Raw genomic sequence first — 26736 nt, forward strand, 5'->3', positions numbered from 1 at the left:
AAGGATGAGTGATATTTTTGAAGATAGAATACCACCGCAAAATATAGAAGCGGAACAGGCGGTCATCGGGGCCATTTTCTTAGAACCGTCCGCCCTGACATTGGCGTCTGAGCTTGTCATGCCAGATGACTTTTACCGCGCAGCCCATCAAAAGATATATGACTGCATGCTGAATCTTTCCGACCGGGGCGAACCGGTCGATCTCGTCACAGTCACATCCGAGCTTGCAAACTTGAAGCTTTTAGAAGAAGTTGGAGGGGTATCTTACCTGAGTGATATAGCAGGTTCGGTGCCGACTGCAGCCAATATAGAATATTACGCAAAGATTGTAGAAGAAAAGTCTATTCTTCGCCGACTTATCCGTACCGCAACCAACATCGCCCAAGAAGGCTACAGCAGGGAAGATGAAGTGGCAGGCTTATTAAACGAAGCGGAAAAGCAGATCCTAGAAGTTTCTCAACGGAAAAACTCCGGTGTGTTCCAAAACATCAAGGATGTACTCGTTAAAACCTATGATAATATCGAAACCCTCCACAATCGTAAAGGGGAAGTCACAGGGATTGAGACAGGCTTTACCGAATTGGACAGAATGACGGCTGGATTCCAGCGAAATGACTTAATTATCATTGCAGCCCGTCCTTCCGTTGGTAAAACGGCATTCGCCTTGAATATTGCGCAAAACGTCGCTACAAAAGCTCGAGAAAATGTCGCGATTTTCAGTCTGGAGATGGGTGCTGAGCAGCTGGTCATGAGGATGCTTTGTGCAGAGGGAAACATCAATGCGCAGAATCTAAGGACAGGCCAGTTGACCGCTGAGGACTGGAGCAAGCTGACAATGGCAATGGGAAGCTTGTCCAATGCCGGTATCTACATTGATGATACGCCAGGTATCCGTGTCAGTGAGATACGTTCTAAATGCCGTCGCCTAAGACAAGAGAGCGGTCTTGGAATGATTCTGATTGACTACCTGCAGTTAATTCAAGGTAGCGGACGCGGTGGCGGTGAGAACCGTCAGCAGGAAGTTTCCGAGATTTCCCGTTCCCTAAAAGCATTAGCAAGGGAACTAGAGGTCCCTGTTATCGCCTTGTCTCAGCTCTCACGTGGCGTGGAGCAGCGTCAAGACAAGCGCCCAATGATGTCCGATATTCGTGAATCCGGAAGTATCGAGCAGGATGCCGATATCGTTGGTTTCCTATATCGTGATGACTATTATGACAAAGAAAGTGAAAACAAAAACATCATCGAGATTATCCTTGCGAAACAGCGTAATGGTCCTGTTGGGACGGTCTCCTTGGCTTTCGTAAAAGAATATAATAAATTTGTTAATTTGGAGCGGCGATTTGATGATGAATCCGTCCCTCCAGGGGCATAATAAAAGGCATCTACGTTATGTAGGTGCCTTTTTATACTTTATGGAACATTATAAGAAGTTTTACGCCTTAATTACGAACAAACACAATATTAAATTTCTGTAACGTTCGTGTTTAGGTTGACTTTCTAGTGAGCAGCTGATAAACTTACTTTTGTTGAAAAATGAATTTAAAAAAGTTACATATTTAGTGGAGGTGTACGCTCTATGGCATCAGTAGTCGTAGTAGGAACACAATGGGGAGACGAAGGAAAAGGAAAAATTACCGATTTTCTTTCTGAGAATGCAGAGCTTATTGCACGTTACCAAGGCGGTAACAATGCAGGACACACAATTAAATTTAACGGTGAAACTTATAAATTACACTTAATACCTTCTGGGATTTTCTATAATGACAAGACATGTGTTATCGGGAACGGAATGGTTGTAGATCCTAAAGCTTTAATCCAAGAATTAAAGTATCTACATGACCGCGGAGTTAGCACAGACAATCTGCGCATTTCAGACCGTGCACACGTGATTCTTCCTTACCACTTAAAGCTTGACGAAGTGGAAGAAGAGCGCAAAGGCGCAAACAAGATCGGTACAACGAAAAAAGGGATCGGACCAGCTTACATGGACAAAGCTGCTCGTGTTGGTATCCGTATTGCGGACTTACTTGACCGCGAACTTTTTGAAGCGAAGCTTGCACACAACTTAGCGGAGAAAAACCGTTTGCTTGAAAGAATGTACGAAACAGAAGGCTTCAAATTAGAAGATATTCTTGATGAGTACTACGAGTACGGACAGCAATTTGCAAAATACGTAACGGATACTTCCGTTGTGTTAAACGATGCGCTTGATGATGGCCGCCGCGTTCTTTTTGAAGGCGCACAAGGGGTTATGCTTGATATTGACCAAGGAACATACCCATTTGTAACATCCTCTAACCCTGTAGCGGGTGGAGTTACAATCGGTTCTGGTGTTGGTCCTTCTAAAATCGACCATGTTGTGGGTGTTGCAAAAGCATATACGACACGTGTTGGTGACGGTCCTTTCCCAACAGAACTAGACAATGAAATTGGTCACCAAATCCGTGAAGTGGGAAGAGAGTATGGTACAACAACTGGACGCCCTCGCCGTGTAGGTTGGTTTGACAGTGTCGTTGTACGCCATGCACGCCGCGTAAGTGGAATGACAGACCTTTCCTTGAACTCCATCGACGTATTGACAGGTATTGAAACGCTGAAAATTTGCGTAGCTTACAAATACAAAGGTGAAGTAATGGAAGCATTCCCTGCAAGTTTGAAAGTACTTGCTGAATGTGAACCGGTATATGAAGAAATGCCAGGATGGTCAGAAGACATCACTGGTGTTAGAAGCTTAAGTGAGCTTCCAGAGAACGCTCGTCATTACATTGAGCGCGTATCCCAGCTTACAGGCATTCCATTGTCCATCTTCTCTGTAGGCCCAGATCGCTCTCAGACGAACGTGGTACGCAGTGTGTATGCGAAGTGATTGATTTTGTTTGGAGCCCTCCTTAGTGGGGGCTTTTTACTCTTTAGCTTGATGCTTGTTGATCTGAATGATTTCTAGGATTGATAGGGTGATGATGACACTTTTATAGGGGAAATTCGTGTCAAAGTGTTTTCATTAAGTGTATGAAGACACTTAAGACAAAAAAATCTCCCCCAAAGTGTCTTCATTACATTTAGTGAGTTTTTTTATAGACAACATTATTTAGTAAGTTTTTTAGAAGTTAATATTTTTTTAAAAAAGTTATTGCAAGTTTTGTTGATAGTATGATATTATTAAAAACGTCGTCAAAAGAGATTCAAAGTTACATAAGGCGAAGTTATTAATAGGTGCCATTAGCTCAGTCGGTAGAGCATCTGACTTTTAATCAGAGGGTCGAAGGTTCGAGTCCTTCATGGCACACCATTTTCTTTCAAAAAGTAAGGCCCATTGGTCAAGCGGTTAAGACACCGCCCTTTCACGGCGGTAACACGGGTTCGAATCCCGTATGGGTCACCATTTTTAGTTTTTAGGTCCCGTGGTGTAGCGGTTAACATGCCTGCCTGTCACGCAGGAGATCGCCGGTTCGATCCCGGTCGGGACCGCCATTTACATATTTAAAGTTTTGTTAGGCTCGGTAGCTCAGTTGGTAGAGCACGTTCGAGTAAGCTTCAAAGCATTGCTACAGCGCACAAATTTTTGAACTTTAAAATTTGGGTGATGGTGCGAGTGCATATCATATTGTTACGACAACCAAATATACGGCTCGGTAGCTCAGTTGGTAGAGCAATGGACTGAAAATCCATGTGTCGGCGGTTCGATTCCGTCCCGAGCCATCTCAAAGCAGCACGTTCATTATGTTAATGAACGTGCTGCTTTTTTGTAAGTAAAGAAAATGCTTATTGAGTAATTTACTGCACAAGCTTTCTATAAGCCCGAAGCGGCAGCAAACCTCCATCAAGTGTCTAATAGAAGCTTTCTATAAGCCCGAAGCGGCAGCAAACCCCCATCAAATGTCTAATAGAAGCGTTCTATAAGCCCGAAGCGGCAGCAAACCTCCATCAAGTGTCTAATAGAAGCCTCCTATAAGCCCGAAGCGGCAGCAAACCTCCATCAAGTGTCTAATAGAAGCCTCCTATAAGCCCGAACCGCAGCAAACCCCCATCAAGTGTCTAATAGAAGCCTCCTATAAGCCCGAACCGGCAGCAAACCCCCATCAACTGTCTAATAGAAGCGTTCTATAAGCCCGAAGCGTCAGCAAACCTCCATCAACTGTCCAATAGAAGCATCCTATAAGCCCGAAGCGTCAGCAAACCTCCATCAAGTGTCTAATAGAAGCGCTCTATAAACCCGAACCGTCAGCAAACCCCCATCAAGTGTCTAATACAAGACCCCTATAATCCCAAATCTCTAAAAAACCCCATCAACTGTCTATTAGAACCCAAAAAAACCCATCAAAAGCCCAATAAAAACGCTCCACCCCTACAGCCCCGAACCCACCCTGTTACCCCACTGTAATAAAACAGGGTAATTTCTCCTCTACTTCCAACCAAGACGTCAAAACTATGTAAAATTACCCATGTTTTATACCTAAATAAGGAAAAAACCCTATAAATCGCCTAAATATGACAACTATAATACAGTTATATTACATCTTTTGTTCTAGTATTCTATTTGTTTATGAACCTATGGTATGGTAAAGTAGTCGGAAATTTTAAATGGGTATCAATAGTCCTAAAACAAGGAATCTGGGTTACCTAAATAAAACTGTTTACAGAACGGGGAATAAATCAGGGGGAAAGAAAGACCATGATGAACCGATTAAAGCGTATATATAGTACATACACCGAAAAACAAAATAGTAAACATAGATCTCAAAAAAATCGCCTTTCTACTTTTACAAAGAGAGTGGTGGTTACCACTATTGCTGCTTCTACTATTACACTTGGCGCAGTGGCTGTTCATGCTAGTGAGAATTCACTGCTTGGAACGGTATATCACGTTTATTTGAATGGTGAGCGTGTTGGTGCAGTCGATGATAAGGCGCAGTTAGACAAGGCGTTAGAAGCTAAAGTGGAGTCTGTTCAGAAAGATCATAAGGACCTAGAGCTTTCAGTAGGAAAACAAGTATCAGTTATTCCTGAGAAAGTCTTTAGACCTTCTGCACAGAACAAAGAAACAATTGATACAGTAGTAGAGCAAGTAGAAGTTAAAGCTAGCGCTTCTGCACTGACGATTAACGGAGAAGAAGTAGTACTTGTAAAAGACAAGGAAGAAGCGGAAAAGGTTGTTGAGTTGTTAAAGTTAGGGTTTGTTTCTGAAGAAGACTTGAAGGCTTTAGAAGAACGACAAGACATCCAAGAGTCCAAGCTTCCTGAGCTGAAAGAAAATGAGTCTCGTGTATTAGACGTAACTATTTCTGAAAAAGTTTCATTTAGTGATAAAAATGTAGATCCTAAACAAGTTGTTTCTGTAAAAGAAGCAGTGGAATTGATTAAAAAAGGCAAAAAGCAAGCGGAGAAGTATGAAGTACAAGCAGGAGATTCTTTAGGAGATATCGCGGAGAAACATGATCTTTCTTCAGAAGAACTTCTGGAGATGAATCCTGATATCGCAATGGATACTTTATTAAAGGTCGGTAAGGTACTAAATGTTTCAGCGAAAAAGCCTTATCTGAATATACAAGTAAAAGAAGAAGCTTCTAAAAATGAAGAAATTCCTTACGTGCAGGAAGTTGTGGAAGATAAAGAGCTTCCTAAGGGAGAAACGAAAGTAAAGCAACAAGGTGAAAACGGAGAGAAAAATGTTCGTACCATCACTACAAAAGAAAACGGTATGACCATCAAGACTGAAGTAACTCATGAAGAAACGTTGAAGGAACCTGTGAAACATATCGTTGTAAAAGGAACGAAAGTGATTCCTTCTCGTGGCAGTGGATCCCTTGCATGGCCAGCGGTTGGTGGTTATATTTCCAGTAAAATGGGTCACCGTTGGGGTAAGATGCATAAAGGTATTGACATAGCACGCCCAAGCGACCGTACTATTAAAGCAGCGGACAATGGAATAATCGAATCAGCTGGCTGGGACGGCGGTTATGGAAACAAAGTGGTCATCAACCACCAAAATGGGATGAAGACAACTTATGCTCACCTTGATTCGATTAGCGTTTCAGTTGGACAAACTGTTTCTCGCGGTGCAAAGATTGGTATCATGGGTACGACAGGACAATCTACAGGCGTTCATTTACACTTTGAAGTGTACCAAGATGGCAAGTTAAAAGATCCAATGCAGTATTTAAACAACTAAACACATACATGAAACCTCTAGCAACTTGATAAATGAGCTAGAGGTTTTTATGTTTATTATGTACTTTTTGGAGCTTTCTCTTAATAGATGCGCTACCTCGCTGTACATGGTAAAGTATGTAGTAGAATGTTTTTTATCATCATTAACGGTTAGTTGCCGACTATTTACTGCAAAATGGCAACAATCTTTGGAAAAGAGCCATACTAACAGATAAGAATAGATAGATGCTGAGAAGGAGCGAAACCATATGGAAAAGAAAATACTTGTAGTTGACGACGAAAAACCGATTGCAGATATATTGAAGTTCAATCTTCAAAAAGAAGGATACGAGGTGTATTGTGCCTATGATGGCGAAGAGGCGGTCAATAAGGTGGAGGAAGTGCGCCCTGACTTGATTCTTTTAGATATTATGTTGCCTCAGCGAGACGGGATGGAAGTTTGCAGGGAAGTACGTAAGAAATATGAAATGCCGATTATCATGCTGACTGCAAAGGATTCGGAGATAGATAAGGTGCTTGGATTAGAACTAGGTGCGGATGACTACGTTACAAAGCCCTTCAGCACTCGTGAACTAATTGCGAGGGTAAAGGCCAATTTGCGACGTCACCAACAGAAAGCTGCGGATACAGAAGAACCATCTGAGATTGCGATTGGTTCCCTTGTGATCCACCCTGATGCTTACATGGTAACCAAAAGGGGAGATATGATTGAGCTGACTCACCGTGAATTTGAATTGCTGCATTATCTAGCGAAGCATATTGGCCAGGTAATGACACGTGAGCACCTCTTACAGACCGTTTGGGGCTATGACTATTATGGAGATGTACGAACAGTGGACGTAACGGTTCGACGCCTTCGTGAGAAAATTGAAGACAACCCAAGTCACCCGACATGGATTGTAACAAGAAGAGGAGTTGGCTATTACCTGCGACAAACTGAGCAGGAATAATTTACATGAAAAAGGTAGGTTTTTTTCGTTCCATTCATCTTAAATTTGTGTTGATTTACGTTTTACTCATCCTAATTGCGATGCAGATCATTGGGGTTTATTTTGTCAGCAAGCTGGAGAGCCAACTGACGAGTAACTTTAATGAATCATTAGAAGAAAGAATTCATTTGCTTGCTTATAGTATCGAGCAAGAAATAAAAAAACAGCGTGATGATACAACACCAACCATTGAAGAGGATATCCGAAAGGTGTTGCAGGATGTCACGATGGAAGATATAGAAGAAATTCGCATAACAAATAACCAAAGCAAGGTCCTTGGAACATCCAATCCCTACAATCAGTCAAGTGTAGGGAAAAGGACGACGATATTGCTGGTTAAACGAGCATTGGTAGTCGGACAGATGTCGAATAAGACCGTCATTGATGCGGAAACTCAAAATCGTCTGAAGCTGATTGCAGCGCCCGTCAAATCGAACAATCAAGACATCATTGGCGCTATATATTTGGAAGCGTCAATGGAAAAGGTATATGCCCAAATGCGGCAGATCAATAGTATCTTTGCAACTGGGACGACCATTGCGCTTGCTGTAACAGCAGTGCTTGGTGTGTTGCTTGCCCAAACCATTACGAGGCCGATGTCTGATATGAGGAAACAAGCGCTTGAAATGGCAAGAGGTAACTTCTCACGAAAAGTAAATATTTACGGTAATGATGAAATAGGTCAGTTGGCCCTATCCTTTAATAACCTAACGAAAAAGCTTCAGGAAGCACAGGCGACTACGGAGGGTGAAAGAAGGAAATTGAGCTCGGTCTTGTCCCACATGACGGATGGAGTTCTTGCAACAGACAGAAAAGGCAGAATCATTTTGATTAATGAGCCGGCTCTTGGGATGTTAAACGTTTCACGTGAAACAGTACTGAACAAGCCGATTGTAGAAGTACTTGGAATTGAAGAGACGCATTCTTTTGATCATCTCGTATCAGAACAAGAATCTCTCATTTTGGACTTTAGTACGGAAAAAGAACGCTATATTTTGCGTGCTAGTAATTCCATCATTCAGAAGGAAACAGGCTTCATTAATGGCTTAATTACGGTTTTACACGATATTACGGAGCAAGAGAAAATTGATCTTGAACGGAGAGAGTTCGTTGCAAATGTGTCGCATGAGCTCAGAACGCCATTGACCACGATGAGAAGCTATTTAGAAGCGTTGGCAGACGGCGCGTGGCAGGATGATGAGATTGCTCCGAGGTTTCTAGATGTTACACAAACGGAGACGGAGCGGATGATCCGATTGGTGAATGATTTATTGCAACTATCCAAAATGGATTCAAGAGACTATAACTTTTATAGAAATGGCGTCGATTTTGTGGAGTTTTTCAATAAAATTATTGACCGTTTCGAAATGTCTAAGTCTCAAAAAGTAGATTTCGTCAGAAGTATGCCAGATCAAGAAATCTTTGTTTCCATTGACACAGATAAAATAACGCAGGTGTTAGATAACATTATTTCCAATGCGATGAAGTATTCTCCGCAAGGTGGCACCATCACGTTTACTGTGGATATTGAAGAGGCCGCTAATCAAATTTTGGTGAGTATCAGTGACCAAGGGGTAGGAATTCCAAAATCGGATATTAATAAGATTTTTGAACGCTTTTACCGAGTCGATAAAGCAAGAACAAGGATGCTTGGGGGAACTGGACTTGGTTTAGCGATAGCAAAAGAAATGATTCAAGCACATGATGGAGACATCTGGGCATCTAGTGTAGAAGGGAAAGGCACGACTATTTACTTTACACTTCCAATTTCCGAGGAAGAGCAAGAAGGTGACTGGGAATGAAATATGAAAATATTAAATCGCTTGTATTAACCATTCTTGTCCTGACAAGCTTGATTCTCACTTGGAATTTATGGACCTATCAACCTGATTTTGATTATTTAGACAAACGGGATAGTACCATTAGTGAAGTGGCAATTAATGAGAAGCAGGAAATAGGTCAGCTTATTCAACCTAGCAAACTGTTATATCATTTTGATGGTGTCCATCATGGAACAGAGGAACTGGCAGATCTTAATTTATTTATGGAAGAATTGAGAAGATGGAGCCTTTTTGATATACAGATAGCAACGAGTTATTCCGAAGAAGATTTCTTTTCTTTCATGCATGGCAGTGAAAAAATGGAGGTTGTTTTTCCTACTACCATCCCATTACAAACTTTTAGATATATTACTGGTTTTAGTGATAATGAAATTCCCCCGAATATTTCTATCAACCGGATCCTGATTGATTTTTCAGGAGAAACGTTTGGGAGTGAACCAATTATCTACTTGGTCCATTATGATGACCAGAAAGTGTATCAAGCAAGGGTCCGTAATCTTTCTACCAATGAGTTGTCTCGAACGTTTTATCAGACGGCAAAAATCTTACCGACATTTATTTATGAAGAAGTGGATGAAAATCAGTATGTGTTTTTCCCGGAACAATCACCAAAAGTACGAACAGGTTACTACTACGCTAAACAATTAAATCCAGAAGATTTCAAGAATGCCCTATTCAGCAATCCGAGCATCGTGACACGAGACCAAGTAACAGATGGGGTAGTGTACCGTGATGATTCTAGTCTGATGAGTGTATCCCGTCCTAGTAACAACCTGCATTACGTGAACCCTGGGAATACAGGACCAGAGAATTCCATGGACTTTAATGTGATCGAACGGGGAATTGAGTTTGTGAATGAGCATAGTGGTTGGACAGGTCAACCGGAGCGCTTTAAACTTGATAATTGGACGAGCAGCACTTTAGAACATAACGTTGTTTACAGAATGTTTATTGGAGATTATCCGATTTATTATTTTGCTGAAAAAGGTGTTGCGGATATCTCACAGTCATGGAGAAATAATGAGATTTATGAATACGTGAGACCTGTTTTTGAATTTCTCTCATGGAAATCGATTGCGACAAACATTCCGTCTGGAAGGGATGTTAGGCGAGAACTTGATAATTTCATTGACCTAAGAAATATTCAGGACATACGAGTCGGATATGAATTGAGAAGGGAATCCGATGTTTATATCATCGAGCCAATTTGGGTGTATAAGGAAAATAATACTTGGAACAAATTAAACTTCACCGCTAGCGATGAATTGGAAGGAGGAATATAAAATGGATTGGAGAAGAACCAAAACCATTTTTATCATCACCTTCCTCATTCTGAATATATTCCTTGTTTTTCAAATTCTTGAAAAAAGGGAGAACAATCAGCTAGAAATTCTGGCGGAAGCTTCTATGGAAGAGCAGTTCAAGGTAGATGAAATATCATATGGCCAATTGCCAAAGGCGCCAGACAAAGCAAGTTATATAAGTGGAAACAGCTATGTATTTACAGAAGAAGATACCAAAAAATTGATGGAAAAAGGGCAAAAGGCGGAGATTGTAGACGACATCAACCTTATTGCAACATGGGAAGAGCCGATCCCTTTACCTGAGATGAATATGGTCACTAGATTAGAGACCATCTTTAAAGAAGAATTACTGTTTGGGGAAAAATATGAGTTCTGGGGATTTAATCGACAAAACGGGAGTCTTGTTTTCTTCCAACAGTATGATGGGAAAAATATTTATAGCAATGACAGTGCAATGGTGGTAGCGTATCTCAACGAATTGAACGAGTTAGTATCTTATAAACAGACCTATATTGTGGATACGGAAAAAATGGATGTAGAACAGGACGTCATTTCAGTCCTGGATGCCCTGTATAATCTATATAAAACAGGGGATTTGAAGCCGGGGAGCGAAGTAGGAAATGTACAGCTTGGATATTATACCCTTGTAGACTATACGAATTCCCACGTGCTAATCCCGACGTGGCATATAGTCGTCAATGAAGAAGAGGATTTTTACGTTAACGCGTTTGAAGGATCAGTAATAAAAAAAGATGAACGAACATTGGAGTGAAGTGACATGAGCCTGCATTTTAGCGTGCTTGCTAGCGGCAGCACAGGAAATGCAATTTATGTCGCAACAGAGGAGCATTCTTTATTAATCGATGCTGGTTTGAGCGGCAAAAAAATGCAAGAACTGTTTAACGGGATAGGCAAAAAAATAGAAGATCTATCTGGAATTTTGGTCACACATGAGCATAGTGATCACATTAAAGGGCTTGGCGTACTTGCGAGAAAGTACAAGCTCCCAATCTATGCCAATGAAAAGACATGGAAGGCGATGGACGGCCTGGTTGGGGTCATTCCGACAGAGCAAAAATTCAACTTTGAAATAGAACAGGTGAAATCATTTGGTGGACTTGATGTTCAGTCATTTGGTGTTTCCCACGATGCGGCAGAGCCGATGTTCTATTCCTTCCATGATGGAGATAAGAAGGTCGTGGTTATCACCGACACAGGGTATGTTAGCGATAGGATGAAAGGCTTCATTTCCGATGCGGACGCCTATGTTTTTGAAAGCAATCATGACGTGCAGATGCTGCAGATGGGACACTATCCGTGGAGCATCAAACGCCGCATCCTAAGTGATGTCGGCCACGTATCCAATGAAGATGCAGCACTTGCCATGGCAGATGTCATGGGTGACAAAACGAAGCGTATTTATTTGGCGCATTTAAGTAAAGATAATAACATGAAAGATTTAGCGAGGATGTCTGTTCAGCAAACACTTGCCACACGAGGAGTCATTGTGGGAGAACAAGTGGAGTTGTATGACACAGACCCGAACAAACCAACCGCGCTTGCTTTCGTGTAAAAATCTTAGGCTTAAGCGCCTTTCTTTTTGCCTTTTTTACACGATGCAGCGGACAAATGTTGGTTGTAACGTGAAAGAAAGGAAGGACAACATGGGATATTACGACAAACAAGATCCATCGGACCACTCTAAACAAAAAGGAAACAGGGGGAAGTATTTTCTTCCTGGAATTGTAGCATTGTCTCTTGGTGTTTTATTACTGGTAGTGGCGTTCCCAGGGTTAACAGGCCGAGTTATGCCAGATGGTAGTCAGCGTCAGGCGGTAGAACAGCGAGAGCAGCTGCCAGAACAGCCTGAATCAGGCGGGACAGCAGCGGAAATCCGCAACGTCTCTGTTAATGTAACATCAGGTGTTACAGAAGCGGTTGATAATGTCGCAGAAGCAGTCGTCGGCGTCATCAATCTTCAAAACGCTTCCTTCTGGAACGATACAGAGGTGGAAACAGATGAGGAAGGCGAAGCCGGAACAGGCTCAGGTGTTATATATAAAAAAGAGAACGGAAAAGCTTATGTCGTAACAAACTATCATGTTATTGAAGGGGCAACCCAGGTGGAGCTGAGCCTAGTTGACGGAACAAGGGTACCAGCAGAGGTACTAGGAGAAGACCCGCTTACAGACCTTGCCGTGTTGTCAATGGCAGATGAAATGGTCACAAAAGTGGCAGACTTCGGCAACTCTGACAGCGTCCGTACAGGCGAACCTGTCATTGCAATCGGAAACCCACTAGGTTTACAATTCTCCGGATCCGTTACACAAGGAATCATCTCCGGAACAGACCGAAGCATTCCAGTGGATGTGAACAGGGACGGCACACCAGACTGGCATGCAGATGTTATGCAGACGGATGCGGCCATCAACCCTGGGAACAGCGGAGGAGCTCTGATCAATATTCAAGGAAAAGTTATCGGCATCAACTCGATGAAAATTGCCCAGTCTGCCGTGGAAGGAATCGGCTTGGCTATTCCGGTCAACTCAGCGATTCCAATTATTAATGATTTGGAGCAATATGGGCAAGTAAAACGTCCTTACTTCGGCGTCAGCATCGGCTCGTTGTCCGATGTATCTAGCTATCACTGGCAGCAGACGCTGAAGCTTCCGAAAGATGTTAGTGCAGGTGTATATATTACGGGAGTAGCACCAGGTTCACCGGCTGCTAGCGCAGGTTTGCAGGAATATGATGTGATCGTGGAGCTAGACGGGGAACAAGTTCGTGATGTTATCGAGTTGCGAAAACATCTCTACAATGAAAAGCAAGTCGGCGATAAGATGGAGGTAACATTTTATCGAGGTCAGGATCAGAATACAACGACGGTTGACTTGACTGAAGATACAACCGGCGAATAGTAAAAATGGGGAGGGATAAGAGAAATCTCTCCTCTTTTTGTTTCCACACATGTGGATAAATGGTATCCTAGTGAAGTTAATGAAGGAATGGAAAGGATTGTGGATAAAATGAAATGCTGTTTAGAGCATATTGAATTAGCAATGGAAATGTACATAGATGAGCACGAAGAAGCACCGATATTAGAGATGTTACCGGAAGAAGAGAAGTTATCAACACCCTGTGAATTTTGTAAAGAAGCTGCAATATATATGGTGGGGAACTGATATTCGCCCACTAAATGTGGATAGAAATTGTTGATATGTGGATAACTTTTGTGGATAAACTGTTTGCAAGGTGGTATGACATGTGAATATCTCAATAATCACAATTGGAAAACTGAAAGAGAAGTATCTGAAACAAGGAATAAATGAGTATTTGAAGCGTTTGAGTGCCTACGCAAAAATTGACATCGTGGAGCTTCCGGATGAAAAAGCACCAGAACAACTAAGCGACGCCGAAATGGAACAGGTGAAAAATAAAGAAGGTGAACGAATCCTAGGAAAAATCTCCGATGACACGCATGTCATTGCTTTGGCGATTGAAGGAAAGCAGCGGTCTTCTGAAGAGTTGGCGAAGGAAATGGACAAGCTTGCGACTTACGGGAAAAGTAAGGTGGCGTTTGTGATTGGTGGATCATTAGGCTTGAGCGGGGACGTGATGAAGAGGGCAAATGATACATTATCCTTTTCGAGAATGACGTTCCCGCATCAGTTGATGAAGTTGATATTGTTGGAACAGGTTTATCGGGGGTTTCGGATAAATCGGGGGGAACCATATCATAAATAAATGAAATTTTTAATAAAGACTCTATTAAAATGATCTGTTAAGAGTATTTGCAAAAGGACTGTCAGAGCATTGACAGTCCTTTTTTGTCCTTGTTTAACAATCATTACACCAGCAATTTACCTCAATACAAGTAACCATTCATGTTGTATAAATAGAGCAACGATTAATTGTTTACTGTATATCCCCAATAAATCTTTGAAGAGACTTTCCAAAGTGGCAACGCGAGCAAACCGACAAGAATTGCTGCAACTGCTGAAAGAGCAATTGAAATCGGTAGTGATGCTATAACATATGTAAATCCGAAAGAAAAGACTATGCTTGTAGCAATTTCACTTAAAATATTTACAATTAACTGTACAACAAAAGTGAAAAAAGTAAAAAGTACCATTTTATTAGAACGTATTGATGATATGTTTATTTGTGTGTTGCGAAGCAAAATATGATCTCTGCCCCATGCAGTTGCAAGCGCCACGGCTGGCAACATTACGATGCTTGTCAGTGCCATAATTTTCCCATAAATAAAAAATGATAAAAGACCGAGGACAGCCCCAAGCAGACATGATTGTTTCCTTGTGAACGTAAGGGATATTACGATAAACAAGAACGGCATTATGTATGGGAGAAATTGCATGCTTGCGACACAAAGGGCCGCCATTACTCCAAGTAGTGTTATTTCACGTGTTTTCATAAGTACTCCTTTACATTTGGTTATTTAGTAAATAAAAATCAGTCTAACGATGGTAATTAGATATTATTTATAAAGATGGGGGCATGTTGAACAACATTTATCGAGATTGCGATTATGTTGTAAATATTCAAGACAACAATATTTACGAATATACTGAACTGAACCTTCAGCATTTTCAATTTTGTTAAAGGTAAAGTTCAGGGGGTTATTTTGTTCACTGTTATTATCTTTTATAAATAAGTTTAAGATTTGCTCGATATTGCCTTTCTTTTTAGGAAATCTTCTTTGCAAAAAGAGACTTCTTTGATGTAGATTATGACTAACAAGCGACAATAAATGTTGCTCCTTACTGTTGGATATTTTTGCGACTTCCTTAAATAATGTTTTTAAATGATTGTTATTAAAATTTTGAATTAGCTGCTGCTTCTCATCAAGTGTCAAAGATTGAAGAGGGAAAATATTTTTTGGATGAATATAAAAGTAAAATGCTCCACTCTCGGTTATTTTTAAATAAATATTTTCTGGAGATGCATCAAACAGCTTACCACTAAGAATCATCGTATCTATTACGGACATAGCAAGGACTGAATATCGTTTACCAAACATTGTACCAATGATGGTAAGGTTGGGATTATTCATTCCTTCTTTTTGATGACATACAAGAATTTCGTGTAATTTATTTGGATTATTTATTAATTCTTGTATAGAAAAGTGCCCTTTTTCTTTAGGTTTTGATGTTATTAGAACACCATATCGTTTAAGTGAAATAATTAAAAATAATTTTTTTATCAATTCATGCTTCCCCCCTTTGTTTTTGCTTGTATAACTATCAAATTTATTTTAATTGAAAACGATTCTCTTTATCAGTTAAATATTACAAAGTTACTATTAAGCTGTCAATTTTATTTTTAATATTTTTTTATGAAAATGTTTATTTCAATAAAAAATTAATTAATTAAATTAAATAATATAGACAAACCTAATTGAATAAAGGAGATTGTAAATGGGATGTGGAAGTGAAAGAGTACCAAAACACAGGAAAGGTGGGAGTCAAATGAATGTAGTAAAACAGTTAGAAGAATTAAATTATGCCCTGTTACAATCTTTTTCTACTAGGCTGGATAAACCGTGGGGTGTCATGTTTTGGAATGAAGACCAACCAGACTACTATGATGCCAATCATGCCCGTGTTAGTGAATTACCAGAGAAGCCAGAAAAGGTAATCGATGAGGTCATTTCTTTTTATGAACAAATACAAGTTACCCCAAGATTTTACTTATATAACATAGAGTCGCTGACATCCTTTATCGATCTATTAATAGAGAAGGGCTTTCAGTATGAAGATTTTCCGGAGCTCATTCAGCAATGGGATGGTGATGTAACACCGTTATCAGTGAATGAAAAAATTACAATTGAGAAGGTAACAGCTACGAATTATGCTGAAGCGGTAGAGGTGGAATGTCAGATAGAGGAATTTGGAGGTAGATCAGTTCGCGAAAAGGCATTTGAAACAGAATTTAACGATAAGCGTTATACGCATTTTCTATTAAGCTATGATGGAAAGCCTTGTTCTACAGCATGCCTATTTGTTCATGGGGACCAAGGGCGCGTAGAAAGTGTCGCGACAATAGAAGCCTATAGAGGTAAAGGGTTAGTTGGACTGTTGCTACAACGCATTCAACAAGAAGCCCAAACCCTACAACTAGAAAAACTATGGATATACCCCATCACGGAACGAGTCGAAAAGGTGTACAGTCGATACGGATTTACGAAAGCCTTAACCTTACAGACAGGTCATGCCTTTCTAGGTGGGAAAGGGATTAAGGAGATACAGGGACGATAGTACGATTGCGGTGATTGCTTCTTCATCAGGGACGGATCTCTGCTTCTGAAGCAGAGATCCGTCCCTGTGTGTCCAAGAATCAAAAAACTGTCTATAAGAAATAGGCAGTTTTTTGTTTCATCCTTTAATTCTGATTGAAGAAGAGCCTCAAGAAAAAAGGGGTGCGTAACCATCCAAAAAGTAGATTTCTGTCTCTTATTAAAACTAAGTTTTTTCTTACTGAATGAATTCGAATACTCTCCAGGGTTCGATGTAATCTAAGAGCTTTAGTTCATTTTCCGGTATACGACCAACTACATTTTTTCGGCCATCATTTGGCATATCTTTTAGTATAATATGAAGTTCTCCTTTATAGCGACCATATTCATTGTTGATAATAATGATGTCACCATACTTTAAGTTATCAGTATGATGAGGCTCGATGCTCGCCTTTTCATATGCAATCCGTGACATGGTTGATCGTGCCATGTATTCGCTCATGTCTCCACGAACATAATGTGGGAAATTAAAAATAATTTCTTTTTCCACATCGCTCACTTGATCATTTAAATCAATCTTGAAGGTTAACTTTGCTGGATTTACCTTACTAAGCGCTTTTAATTCTTCCTCGCTTGCATATGCATTGGCGACAATAACATCATCTACTAACCCAGTTGCAAACAAGTGACGTGCAGCTACATCCATTGGCAGAAAACGATGCTCCTCTAACGTACAAAGCCCTTCATTCACCGGCCAAGGGCCAAAAGTAGAATCATTCTGACTAGAAACAAATGCTGCAACTCTAAGACCAAGGTCTTTTAAACTTTTACTACATGTTTCGAAATGCTTGAAGCCAAGTCCTGTATACATTTGTGGGTAGAAATTATGGCAAGTTATAATATTTTCTTTATTTGCTTTATAACTTAAGATATTATCAATATATTTTGTGCCAGTACTGGCATTGATTTCAATTTTAAGATTGTAGGGGTTAAAAGTCATAAATGCCTCTTTTGCACCATCAAAACCTTCATCTAGCCGGATACCTGCTGCACCTAGTTCAGCAAAGAAGCTTAAATCTTCATAGGTAATACCAAGTTTAGTAAAAATGTTAGGAGCAACATCTAGTATAACTTCCATATCTAATGAATTTGCATGACTAATAATCTCTTTGAATTCATTTTTAAGTTCATCAACATTTTTTCCTTCAACACTTAACAAACAAGTGAATACACGTTTAAAGCCATATTTAGCGGCAAGTGTTAAATATTCTAAATTCTTATCTTTAGTTGAATGTTCCGGATAAATCGAAACACCTAATCTTGGCATAACATAACCTCTTTTACTTAATGTTTTTTGCATTTAGTATTTGTTGTTCTAAATTGGCAAATTGCTTGCGCATTTTCTTTTTACTTCTTCTAGAATAAATAAGGGAAACTAATAAATAATTCCAATTTTGTAAATTTGATAGGGCTTTGTAATATTCTTTATAGGTTATTTCTACACCTTTTAAAGTATCTCTTAGCGAATATTCTATTGTATTGGTACCCTTTGGATTTTCAATCGTAGCACTATACTTATTTGGTTGAATTAGCTCATTAATTTGAACGTTTACAGTCACATCATAACCCATGTTGCTTCTAAGAATTTTTTTATAGGAAAAACCCTTAGATAACTTGTTTTTAGGAATAGTCTGGCCGGTACTATTTTTTATATCCTGGATGAGTGATTCTAGCAATTGTTCAAATACTTCATTTGCACTTACCTGTAATTCTACTTTTATCTCCATTTTTCCATACTCTTTATCGTACTTCTAATTTCTTATATAATTCAATAAACTCTTCGGCCATAATCTTTATGGTCTCTGCACTCATCATTTGATCTTCTGCATGCAGTAATAATAAAGTAATATCTGTTTTTTCTCCACTTGCCTCTTGTTGAATTAATTTGGAATGGGCGTGATGCCCCTGCGTATAAAGAGTGCGTCCTTCTTCAATTAAAGATGCTGCCTTGTTAAATTCGCCTTTTTTTGCTTCTTGAATCGCTTCTAGATACATGGATTTAGCAGAACCAACTGCTGAAATAATTTGGAAACAAACTAATTCGATATTCTCCATTTCCTTTCCCTCCATTTTGCAATTTAGAAAAGAGAGAAAAGAAGTAATCTTCTTTTCTCTACCTTTATTAGATATTATTAGACTTTTTCTGATTCGTAACGATTTGCTAACTTTACGAATGGGTAGTAAATGATGATGGCAATTACTAGGTTGATAATCGCTACTAAAGCAGCTTTAATGTCACCGGAAGTAGATAAGAATGCACTAATCCCAACTGGTGTTACCCAAGGCACTACAACGTTTGTATAACCAATGAAACCTGAAACAGTAGCTAAATAAGCTGTAAGGGTTAATACAACTGGTATAAACAAGAATGGAATAATTAATAATGGGCTCAATACAACCGGTAAACCAAACATGATTGGTTCGTTGATTTGGAATACAGATGCTGGTCCACCAATTTTAGATATTTCTCTGTAATCACGACGCTTCGAAGCAATCATAATCGCGATAACTAGTGATAATGTGGCACCAGCTCCGCCAAGGTGTACAAAAGCATCAAAGAATACAGATGTGAAAACATTCTGTGCACCTTCTGCATTTGCTGCAACTGCTGGTAGGTAGACTGCGTTTGTAATAGCACCCATCATGTTACCACCATGTAAACCAAAGAACCAAAGAATTTGAATCATTAATACATAAATAATTGCTGAGAATGGGTTTTGTGATAAGTTCATAAATGGATCTGTAATGAATTTTGTAAAAAAGTCGAATAGGTTAGAATCTGGATTAAAGATTGAGAACAATACTGGTACAAATGCACCAACGATGATTGCGATTAAACCAGGGATGATAGCAGCGAAGGCACGCCCAACCGCAGGTGGAACATTATCTGGTAATTTAATTGTAAGATTTTTTCTCATTAACGTTACGAAAATTTGTGTAATGACTAGTGTAACGATTATGGCTGTTAATAATGCACCAAAGTTGAAATATTGCCAACCGAAGTTACCCCATGTACCTTGAGTAGTACCATCTTCTAATGTAATAGTTACACCTTGTGGAGTTAATGCAAGGAAACCTGCAACAGCTACAACTGCCGCCGATAATGGGTTCACTTCATAAGATTTTGCCAAACTATAAGCGATTGTGAATACTACCACTAATGCAAGAACTGCGAAAGTTCCCCACCATATATTCCCCATTAGTGGCTGAAGGTACTTTGTTGTAAATTGTAAATAACCGCTTGTTTCTGGATTTAAGTTAAACCAATCTGCGATAAGTGAAGCTGGTGTAAAGAAAAGGTTGTTTAATAAAACAGCCAATGAACCCGCCATAATTAATGGCATTAATGCGATGAATCCATCACGAATTGCTACTAAATGACGCTGTCCTCCGATTCTAACAGCAACTGGTATAAAGTACCGCTCCATCCATTTAATAAAACCTGTCATAGTATTCTCCTCTCCCTTTTATAAGAAATATTAGCCTAATTTAGCTAATGCATCTTCTAATACTTTTTTTCCATTCATGGTCCCGTAAGACATCATATCAATCACTGCAACGGGAATCTTGTTTTGAACCATTTCTCTAATTTTTGATTCCAGATATTTTACTTGTGGTCCTAGAAGAATAATATCCGCCTTCTCCCAAACAGATTTTGCTTCCGCTTCAGAATTTGCCCAAATATTCACTTCCATGCCCTGCGCCTCCGCGTGATCTTTCATTTTGTTTACGAGCAAACTAGTTGACATACCTGCTGAACAAACTAACATAATATTAGTCATCCTTTACCCCCTTAGAACTTTTAGTATGGTTTACCTATGTGGAATATTATTGGCACAATGTCCTATAAAATTCCATTCCCTATATTTATTCAAGAGAAGTCATTTATGCTTTTATTAGAAAAGAATAATTGCTCTAGCCAAATCCCTCTCTTGATGCTTTAAGTGTATTGTAAAAGCGCTTTCATTTCTATGTATCCTTTTTCCGTTGCGCAACGGAAATGATTAAGTGTTTTAAAATACTTTCAAATATATCTAAAGAAAGTAAAACTGGACCAGCCGATGGCTGATCCAGTTATTTATCTTGATAAAGTTGCTCGGCAGTAAGCAAAACTTCTCGCCCGTTCATCTTTCCGTATTGAACTGTATCAATGACGATTACAGGTACGCCTTTTTCCTCTCCTAAATTTTTGAATTCATTAAACATATAGCGTACTTGGGGGCCGAGCAGCAAAACATCTGCATTATTAATTTCCCTGCTGACAGCATCAATGGGGACGGCCCATATATGATAATCTAGCTTCTGCTCTGCTGCGCATCGTTTCATTTTGGAAACCAATAAACTCGTAGACATTCCTGCGCTACAGCATAATAAGATATTCATCCTTTACCTCCATATCTTTAAGGGCGGCCATGTGATGCCGAGTAATCAATTTTATTATTAATTTTAGTGTTTATTTTTAATCGATAACACCGTTTCGAATTCGGGGTAGGTTTTACATTTTAGTAATCTCTGAACAATCTGTTGGTCATCGATGAGATCCACTAAATAGTCGTACATATTCTGTAAATCATTTGTACTATTCTTTTCAACGCTGAGCAGACATATAAATTGTACTCTCTTCTCGCCCCAATCAACAGGTTTTTTTAACGTACATATTGTCCAGAAGGTTGAGTCCGTCTGTGGTGTAATAGGGTGTGGGATTGCCACAAAATTCCCATAGCTAGTGGGAGAAAGTTGTTCTCTTGCAAAAACACTTTCTAAAAAATCTTCGCTTACTAGCCCCAAAGACTGTAATTGTCTGCATAAATAATTCAGAACTTTATCCCTTGTTTCAAATTCTTTCTGAAGAAATACTAATTCCTTTTTAACATAAGGAAGATTTTGAGTAGACCGCCCTGCTAAAACCGTTTCAATTTTTTCAAAATCTCCCCCACCTAAAATGGTATTCACATGGATAACAGGGATTGAAAGTTCAGTTAGAATTGGAATCGTACTAATAATAAAGTCAATATTAAGCAGTGAAATTTTATTTAGCTTATAATAATCCGTCGTCCCGACAATTTCAACTTTATCTGTAAATTTTGAATGAATCTTTGAAGCTAGTAAGCGGGCACTACCTACACCGGTGGCACAAACAATCAAACATCTTTTTAACTTTTTCCCTATTTTGGTGTTTTCTATTGCGGCACCTAAATGGATAGCTAAATAGCCAATTTCATTTTCATTAATGTCAATTTCCAATTCATGTTTTAGTACTAGACTTGCAATCACAGCTGCTTGAAAAGCTGCCGGATAATTAGATTTGATTTCGTCAAGCAGTGGGTTAGGCAAATTAATCTCGTAATGGTAACGATGAATCGCTGGTTTCAAATGAAGGCACATGGCCACGTAAAGTTCCTTGTCATCTTTTATTCCTAAGTTAAGTTCATAATCAATCGATTCAAGGATTTTATTGACAACACTACCAATTTGGTTATCAATCATCTCATGAATGGTACTCTCATCTAAGTGAAGCTCGGTCACCATTTTTGTACCTAGCAAATGGATGGTAATAAAGGCTATTTCCGACTCAGGAAATCGAACCGTTAATCCTTTTTCAAGTTCTTTTACAATTTCCTTTGCTACTTGATATTGCTTTTCTCTCTTTAGCTCTAGTAAATCACTGTGAAACAAGGATACATATTTCTCTTTTCTTATGCGATGAAAAGCTATTGCAATATGAACAATCAGGTTATTTAGACTTATATCAGACAGGCTAATATTATGAGTGTTAATTCGGTCTATAATAACCTTTCGAATATATGCATAGTCTTTTTTTGTGTAAATGAGCCAATCTGTATTCACTAAGTCTAAAACATTTTCATTTTTCTGAAAAATGTAGGAATAAATACAAAGACGCACTTTAAATTCGTCTCCGATTACTTTCAAACCGAAGTTAGGGCGTTTTTCAAGAGTAATTCCATAGCGTTGAAAAATATGTTTAACATTCTTTAAATCGTTTTGTAATGTCGACCGGCTAATATATAATTCATCTGCTATATCATCAAGTTTGCAGTATTCATCTGCAAGTATAAGACGCTTAATAATATAACGGATGCGATCTTCCGGCAATGTTGGAATCTCGTCATATTTTTCGTTCTCCTGTTCTACAATTTCAAGCAAGAACTGACGAAAAGTTAAGTCCTCATGAATCAGAAGCTGATACCCGGTTCCTCTTATTGATTTGATGCTAGCGCCAAAATCTTCAACAATAGCTTCCAGTTCTTTCATATCATTCCTCACGGTTCTGGAGGTAACTGCAAGAACTCTTGCTAAATACTCACTTGTTAAAGGTGTATCCGCTTTCAATAATTCGCGAATTATAGCAGTTATTCGAGGATTTAACAAAATTCATCCTCCCCTCCTACTTGAAAACTCCATTTACTATAATAATTGTAACAAAAGTTTTTCCATGCATAAAGATACTTCTTATCATGTAACAGGTATAAATGGTCTTAAGGAAGAGTAATATATTTCATCCATTATTCCTCCTTGGTTAGTAAAGTCTGTTTCCACTTTTAAAGATACAACCTAAACCTAAGTTGAGGTCAAGATGTTTTTAAATGTTAAAGTATCAGGAGGTAATTTTAGATAACGATCTAGAAATTAGACTAATAATAGAGGAAGACCAAGATTAAAAGTACGAAATGAACTTTCTGTGCATACAAATATGTTCCAAAGGGTATTCCTCCATTAAAAAGGATGGCAGCCATGGCTTTCGACTATAATTTGGACTTTGAAAAAATAGATTTTCGGAAGAACCCTGAACTTTATAGGGTTGGCAGGGGAGAACAGGGTGTCTTGCTAGTGGAGCCTTATAAAAGTGAAATCCTGCAGCATTGGCGCTTTAAGAACCCAGATATTGCAGAGAAGTCATCTAATAAGATTTATCAGATGTTCCTTGATTATAAGGAGAAAGAAGATTTTGTCGGGATGGACATGGCAAGAAAATTTCTGCAGATGGGTTATACCCGTGCCCGCCGTTACACCAATTATAAAGGCGGAAAGAAATATGACGAGAATGGCAAGGTAAACGAAAGACAGATTGACCCTGTGAAGGCTGAATCAGCAGCCATCTTTAAAGAAAAATGGAAGCTAGCGAGAGAGAATAAGGATTATCTAAAAAAAAAAAAAGATCACCAGAAGAAATATGGGTAAAGGAGAGCAGCAGCCGGGCAGGGAATAGGTTTTGCTCCTATGCTTTGTTTTTAAAATTGTTGATTTTTGCAGCAACCTAGCTGTTGATTGGAGCAAAAGGCGTAGACTCCTGAGGGGGATATCGTTTAGGGGAGACCCAGCAGGCGCAGCGAGGCCACTGAAAAACTGATAACGTAAAGTTTTTATTGATTCCTAGCTGTTGAATGGAGCAAAAGGCGAAGACTCCTGAGGGAGATAGCGCTAGGTGGAGACCCCGCAGGCTAAGCCGAGGAGGCTCCAGCAGCGCCCCTAGGAAAGCGAAGCCATTTGCGGAAATCAAAAGCGGTGCTTAACAGAGCCTTTAAAATAAATAGTAGAAAAGCGAGTAAAACTAGAAAATTAAAGTTTACTCGCTTTCAATATCCATTACTATTTATTTTGGTTGTAAAACTAGGCTCTTAGCTTCCTCGCGATACTCATCACTCATCAATGTCTGATGATATCTTCCTTGTGTCCAATCATCCATCTGATCATGGTACCAAGGGCTCATCACATGTCCAGATTGACCTGGACCGACGACATTATAACTCTCTAATGGGTTTTTCATGTCCACAATCGTTCTCCAGGCGGCACCGTGGTTTACTTTTCCTGTTTCACTATTCCAGCCAGCAGCTCCTACCGTCACCCTACTTCCTCTCATTGGAATAGACCCTTTTCTATTGAAGAGGAGGTGCAAAGGATTAACGGTTGACAATGGATGAGAAAACTCGGCTGCATGCACTTCTCCCCATTTCCATTCCGCTGGATTTTCACCTTGGAAATTACTTGCTCGATTAACGGCATTTGTGAGAGATTCCTGTAGAACTTTCTGTAAACCACCATTTTCAGTAATCCAGATTCCTTCCTTACCTTGATGTGCTTCCCGTATCAGTTGGTCTACCACGTTTCCTTTTCCTGCAAAGAGTTTTAGCACGTCTTCACTAATCTCATCATGAAACAACACGTTAGCGATCTCTTCCATCCAAAAGTGGAAGAGCAGGGGGGCGGCTAAATCAGTGCTATCGGTAAAGTCCCAATCTTCAAACGTCTCTAAGGCCTCTCTATCAATCTCTCGAAGATTAGAGACATCTGTATTTTTTAATAAAATAGGGACAAACTCTTCTGCTTGGAGATTATAATGGTCGAATTGAAGTTGCATCATGTCCTCTACATTTAGTTTCTCTTTAGATTCTAAAACGTCTTGAATTCTTTGCTGACGGTAGGGTTGAGCCCAGATGTTGGATATATGGTACGGATACTCCTCTCCCGCTATTTTATAGTTTGCTGTTGCGATGTAGCCTTCTGCGGGATTTACAACGGTTGGAAGCTCCTCCCACGGAATATATCCTTCCCATTCATATTCATCCGTCCATCCTGGTACCGGAAGTAAGCTATCTCCTTTTTTTCGAATAGGGATAAGTCCATTCGCGCGGTACGCAATGGTTCCATCTGTAGAAGCAAAGACGAAGTTCTGTGCTGGCGTATGAAAGTATGTTAAGGCTTCTTTAAACTCCTCCCAGTTTGTTGCTTTGCTAAACTTCAGCACAGCTTCGAGCTCCGTGGAAGGTTCTAGTGCCGTCCATTTCATGGCAAGTGCGGTATTCGCATCTTCGTAATGTGCGAACTCAGACATGATGGGGCCGTGTCTTGTCACTACTACCTCATGATCTAGTGGTTCCTCGTCTTTAATAAAAATCTTTTCCGCTATTATTTCAGCAGGCTCCCATTTGTCGTTATACAGGAACTCATGCTTGTTATCTGGGTTGCGCTTTTCTATATAGAGATCCTGTACGTCAGGTCCAACGTTTGTCACACCCCAAGAAATTGTTTCGTTTCGGCCGAGTATAATACCAGGAATTCCTGCAAAAATAACACCACTAACGTTAATCTCTGGGGACTGCAGATGTGTTTCATACCATATTGCTGGTGTTGCTAACCCAAGATGAGGGTCATCCGCTAGTAACGGGAAGCCCGATTCAGATCTTTCGCCGCTTACTACCCAATTATTACTTCCGTTAAATTCGTGAGGGATAACGGCTCCGGCAAAGCTTTTTCCAATATCAATGGTAGAGTCTTTTACTGCTTGGATAATGGCAAGGCCATCTTCTGGATAGCTTGGAAAAAGTTCTAGCGCCTTGTCCTCCGGGAAGTTTTGAATTAGATGATGGCGAAACGCTTGTCCTTCCCAATGCCCTCCAAGGTCAAAGGCCATATATTTTCCAATCGTAATGGAATCCAAATCAGACCATTCTTCCGGTTCATACCCCATGATGGTAAATTCAATAGGGAGGGTATTGGCTGCTTTTGCCTGTTTAATATATTGATTTACTCCTTCAGCATAGGATTCCAATGCTTTTCTTGCTTCGTCAGAATAAAGATCCAACGACTTTTCTGCAGCTCTTCTTAACCCTAACGTTCTAAAAAATTTATCCCGGTCAAGCGCTTGTTTTCCTACAACCTCACTTAGCATACCGGATGCTTGTCTTCTACTTAAATCCATTTGAAAAATACGATCTTGTGCTGTTACATAGCCTTGTGCGAAGAAAAGATCATGCTGATTTTTGGCCTCGATATGAGGGGTTCCCGCCTCATCTCGATAGACGTTTACTTCTTCTATTAATCCACTTACTTCAATTGTGCCTTCTGTTTGCGGTACGCTCTTATTTAGAAGCCAGAACAAGTAACCTACTGTAACGATAGCAACAAATAGAATGGCCAATGCTATTGAAATGGTGACTTGCCATCTTCTTTTTCTAGGCCATATCCGAAACCTTTTCTTTATAACAACCTCCACACCATAACCCCCTTATAATGAGAACGCTTACAACTATTCGTAAGTATTTTTATATTTATGAATAGTAAGAATTATTATATCACGGTATACAGGGAGTTTTTACAACCTA

At 39.6% G+C, this 26736-nt stretch carries 23 protein-coding genes and 4 tRNA genes; 17 read left to right on the forward strand and 10 right to left on the reverse strand.

The window, feature by feature from the left end; genetic code table 11:
* Positions 1-4 precede the first annotated feature (4 nt).
* The 15 genes from dnaB to rlmH all read left to right on the forward strand — a co-directional run bounded on the left by dnaB (position 5) and on the right by rlmH (position 14046).
* On the forward strand, positions 5-1372 hold the full coding sequence (dnaB, locus tag FZC76_RS04145; RefSeq protein WP_060665649.1) for a replicative DNA helicase: 1368 nt from the start codon (positions 5-7) through the stop codon (positions 1370-1372).
* Between the two features lie 204 nt (positions 1373-1576).
* A complete protein-coding gene (locus tag FZC76_RS04150) occupies positions 1577-2866 on the forward strand; it encodes an adenylosuccinate synthase (RefSeq protein ID WP_148987022.1) in 1290 nt (429 codons plus the stop codon).
* 347 nt (positions 2867-3213) lie between these two features.
* Positions 3214-3289, forward strand: a tRNA-Lys gene (locus FZC76_RS04155).
* An 18-nt stretch (positions 3290-3307) separates the two neighbouring features.
* A tRNA-Glu gene (locus FZC76_RS04160) sits at positions 3308-3382 on the forward strand.
* Positions 3383-3395: 13 nt separating this feature from the next.
* Positions 3396-3471 (forward strand) — tRNA-Asp (locus FZC76_RS04165).
* Positions 3472-3626: 155 nt separating this feature from the next.
* Positions 3627-3699: transfer RNA gene (locus tag FZC76_RS04170), tRNA-Phe, on the forward strand.
* 973 nt (positions 3700-4672) lie between these two features.
* On the forward strand, positions 4673-6169 hold the full coding sequence (locus FZC76_RS04175) for a M23 family metallopeptidase (protein WP_148987023.1): 1497 nt from the start codon (positions 4673-4675) through the stop codon (positions 6167-6169).
* A 247-nt stretch (positions 6170-6416) separates the two neighbouring features.
* Positions 6417-7118, forward strand: a complete 702-nt coding sequence (gene yycF, locus FZC76_RS04180; RefSeq protein ID WP_010197838.1) for a response regulator YycF — start codon at positions 6417-6419, stop codon at positions 7116-7118.
* 5 nt (positions 7119-7123) lie between these two features.
* A complete protein-coding gene (gene walK / locus FZC76_RS04185; RefSeq protein ID WP_148987024.1) occupies positions 7124-8959 on the forward strand; it encodes a cell wall metabolism sensor histidine kinase WalK in 1836 nt (611 codons plus the stop codon).
* Positions 8956-10281, forward strand: coding sequence for a YycH family regulatory protein (locus FZC76_RS04190; protein WP_148987025.1), 1326 nt, complete (start codon positions 8956-8958; stop codon positions 10279-10281). Before walK ends, FZC76_RS04190 begins: the two co-directional genes overlap by 4 nt.
* Before the next feature lies 1 nt (position 10282).
* On the forward strand, positions 10283-11074 hold the full coding sequence (locus FZC76_RS04195; protein WP_187441950.1) for a two-component system regulatory protein YycI: 792 nt from the start codon (positions 10283-10285) through the stop codon (positions 11072-11074).
* 6 nt (positions 11075-11080) lie between these two features.
* A complete protein-coding gene (locus FZC76_RS04200) occupies positions 11081-11875 on the forward strand; it encodes an MBL fold metallo-hydrolase (protein WP_148987027.1) in 795 nt (264 codons plus the stop codon).
* Between the two features lie 91 nt (positions 11876-11966).
* Complete coding sequence (locus FZC76_RS04205) at positions 11967-13220, forward strand: S1C family serine protease (protein ID WP_148987028.1); 1254 nt, start codon at positions 11967-11969, stop codon at positions 13218-13220.
* Positions 13221-13307: 87 nt separating this feature from the next.
* Positions 13308-13484, forward strand: coding sequence for a CxxH/CxxC protein (locus FZC76_RS04210; protein ID WP_148987029.1), 177 nt, complete (start codon positions 13308-13310; stop codon positions 13482-13484).
* Positions 13485-13566: 82 nt separating this feature from the next.
* Positions 13567-14046: a 23S rRNA (pseudouridine(1915)-N(3))-methyltransferase RlmH gene (gene rlmH / locus FZC76_RS04215; protein WP_148987030.1), complete on the forward strand. Its 480-nt coding sequence runs from the start codon at positions 13567-13569 to the stop codon at positions 14044-14046.
* 163 nt (positions 14047-14209) lie between these two features.
* Here the strand turns inward: rlmH and FZC76_RS04220 are convergent, their stop codons facing one another.
* Both FZC76_RS04220 and FZC76_RS04225 read right to left on the reverse strand, forming a co-directional pair.
* A complete protein-coding gene (locus tag FZC76_RS04220) occupies positions 14210-14734 on the reverse strand; it encodes a hypothetical protein (RefSeq protein WP_148987031.1) in 525 nt (174 codons plus the stop codon).
* A 63-nt stretch (positions 14735-14797) separates the two neighbouring features.
* Positions 14798-15526 (reverse strand): hypothetical protein, encoded by a 729-nt coding sequence (locus tag FZC76_RS04225; protein ID WP_148987032.1) that lies wholly within the window; start codon positions 15524-15526, stop codon positions 14798-14800.
* Positions 15527-15788: 262 nt separating this feature from the next.
* On the opposite strand from FZC76_RS04225, the gene FZC76_RS04230 reads away from it, so the two are divergent.
* Entirely contained in the window at positions 15789-16577 is a 789-nt protein-coding gene (locus FZC76_RS04230; RefSeq protein ID WP_148987033.1) for a GNAT family N-acetyltransferase, read from the forward strand.
* A gap of 216 nt (positions 16578-16793) precedes the next feature.
* Here FZC76_RS04230 and FZC76_RS04235 read toward each other — a convergent pair whose 3' ends face one another.
* The 7 genes from FZC76_RS04235 to FZC76_RS04265 all read right to left on the reverse strand — a co-directional run bounded on the left by FZC76_RS04235 (position 16794) and on the right by FZC76_RS04265 (position 23005).
* Positions 16794-17882 (reverse strand): DUF871 domain-containing protein, encoded by a 1089-nt coding sequence (locus FZC76_RS04235; protein ID WP_148987034.1) that lies wholly within the window; start codon positions 17880-17882, stop codon positions 16794-16796.
* Between the two features lie 13 nt (positions 17883-17895).
* Positions 17896-18342: a DUF3284 domain-containing protein gene (locus FZC76_RS04240; RefSeq protein WP_148987035.1), complete on the reverse strand. Its 447-nt coding sequence runs from the start codon at positions 18340-18342 to the stop codon at positions 17896-17898.
* 13 nt (positions 18343-18355) lie between these two features.
* Positions 18356-18670: a PTS lactose/cellobiose transporter subunit IIA gene (locus tag FZC76_RS04245; protein WP_148987036.1), complete on the reverse strand. Its 315-nt coding sequence runs from the start codon at positions 18668-18670 to the stop codon at positions 18356-18358.
* A gap of 77 nt (positions 18671-18747) precedes the next feature.
* Positions 18748-20064 (reverse strand): PTS sugar transporter subunit IIC, encoded by a 1317-nt coding sequence (locus tag FZC76_RS04250; protein WP_148987037.1) that lies wholly within the window; start codon positions 20062-20064, stop codon positions 18748-18750.
* 30 nt (positions 20065-20094) lie between these two features.
* Positions 20095-20397, reverse strand: a complete 303-nt coding sequence (locus FZC76_RS04255) for a PTS sugar transporter subunit IIB (RefSeq protein ID WP_148987038.1) — start codon at positions 20395-20397, stop codon at positions 20095-20097.
* Positions 20398-20689: 292 nt separating this feature from the next.
* Entirely contained in the window at positions 20690-20998 is a 309-nt protein-coding gene (locus FZC76_RS04260; RefSeq protein WP_148987039.1) for a PTS sugar transporter subunit IIB, read from the reverse strand.
* A 63-nt stretch (positions 20999-21061) separates the two neighbouring features.
* The gene (locus tag FZC76_RS04265; protein WP_148987040.1) at positions 21062-23005 is read right to left on the reverse strand and encodes a BglG family transcription antiterminator; all 1944 of its coding nucleotides are present in this window, start codon (positions 23003-23005) and stop codon (positions 21062-21064) included.
* Positions 23006-23368: 363 nt separating this feature from the next.
* Here FZC76_RS04265 and FZC76_RS04270 point away from each other — a divergent pair, with 363 nt between their 5' ends.
* Entirely contained in the window at positions 23369-23815 is a 447-nt protein-coding gene (locus tag FZC76_RS04270; RefSeq protein ID WP_148987041.1) for a DUF4385 domain-containing protein, read from the forward strand.
* 412 nt (positions 23816-24227) lie between these two features.
* Here FZC76_RS04270 and FZC76_RS04275 read toward each other — a convergent pair whose 3' ends face one another.
* Positions 24228-26627, reverse strand: a complete 2400-nt coding sequence (locus tag FZC76_RS04275) for a penicillin acylase family protein (RefSeq protein ID WP_148987042.1) — start codon at positions 26625-26627, stop codon at positions 24228-24230.
* Positions 26628-26736 lie beyond the last annotated feature (109 nt).

The sequence above is a fragment of the Sutcliffiella horikoshii genome (assembly GCF_008180725.1).
GTDB lineage: Bacteria > Bacillota > Bacilli > Bacillales > Bacillaceae_I > Sutcliffiella_A > Sutcliffiella_A horikoshii_B.

Bases quoted from the DNA above. Each gene is read 5' to 3' on its own strand.
- dnaB (WP_060665649.1), top strand. From the start codon at position 5: ATGAGTGATATTTTTGAAGATAGAATACCACCGCAAAATATAGAAGCG.
- FZC76_RS04150 (WP_148987022.1), top strand. From the start codon at position 1,577: ATGGCATCAGTAGTCGTAGTAGGAACACAATGGGGAGACGAAGGAAAA.
- FZC76_RS04175 (WP_148987023.1), top strand. From the start codon at position 4,673: ATGATGAACCGATTAAAGCGTATATATAGTACATACACCGAAAAACAA.
- yycF (WP_010197838.1), top strand. From the start codon at position 6,417: ATGGAAAAGAAAATACTTGTAGTTGACGACGAAAAACCGATTGCAGAT.
- walK (WP_148987024.1), top strand. From the start codon at position 7,124: ATGAAAAAGGTAGGTTTTTTTCGTTCCATTCATCTTAAATTTGTGTTG.
- FZC76_RS04190 (WP_148987025.1), top strand. From the start codon at position 8,956: ATGAAATATGAAAATATTAAATCGCTTGTATTAACCATTCTTGTCCTG.
- FZC76_RS04195 (WP_187441950.1), top strand. From the start codon at position 10,283: ATGGATTGGAGAAGAACCAAAACCATTTTTATCATCACCTTCCTCATT.
- FZC76_RS04200 (WP_148987027.1), top strand. From the start codon at position 11,081: ATGAGCCTGCATTTTAGCGTGCTTGCTAGCGGCAGCACAGGAAATGCA.
- FZC76_RS04205 (WP_148987028.1), top strand. From the start codon at position 11,967: ATGGGATATTACGACAAACAAGATCCATCGGACCACTCTAAACAAAAA.
- FZC76_RS04210 (WP_148987029.1), top strand. From the start codon at position 13,308: ATGGAAAGGATTGTGGATAAAATGAAATGCTGTTTAGAGCATATTGAA.
- FZC76_RS04220 (WP_148987031.1), bottom strand. From the start codon at position 14,734: ATGAAAACACGTGAAATAACACTACTTGGAGTAATGGCGGCCCTTTGT.
- FZC76_RS04230 (WP_148987033.1), top strand. From the start codon at position 15,789: ATGAATGTAGTAAAACAGTTAGAAGAATTAAATTATGCCCTGTTACAA.
- FZC76_RS04235 (WP_148987034.1), bottom strand. From the start codon at position 17,882: ATGCCAAGATTAGGTGTTTCGATTTATCCGGAACATTCAACTAAAGAT.
- FZC76_RS04240 (WP_148987035.1), bottom strand. From the start codon at position 18,342: ATGGAGATAAAAGTAGAATTACAGGTAAGTGCAAATGAAGTATTTGAA.
- FZC76_RS04245 (WP_148987036.1), bottom strand. From the start codon at position 18,670: ATGGAGAATATCGAATTAGTTTGTTTCCAAATTATTTCAGCAGTTGGT.
- FZC76_RS04250 (WP_148987037.1), bottom strand. From the start codon at position 20,064: ATGACAGGTTTTATTAAATGGATGGAGCGGTACTTTATACCAGTTGCT.
- FZC76_RS04255 (WP_148987038.1), bottom strand. From the start codon at position 20,397: ATGACTAATATTATGTTAGTTTGTTCAGCAGGTATGTCAACTAGTTTG.
- FZC76_RS04260 (WP_148987039.1), bottom strand. From the start codon at position 20,998: ATGAATATCTTATTATGCTGTAGCGCAGGAATGTCTACGAGTTTATTG.
- FZC76_RS04270 (WP_148987041.1), top strand. From the start codon at position 23,369: ATGGCTTTCGACTATAATTTGGACTTTGAAAAAATAGATTTTCGGAAG.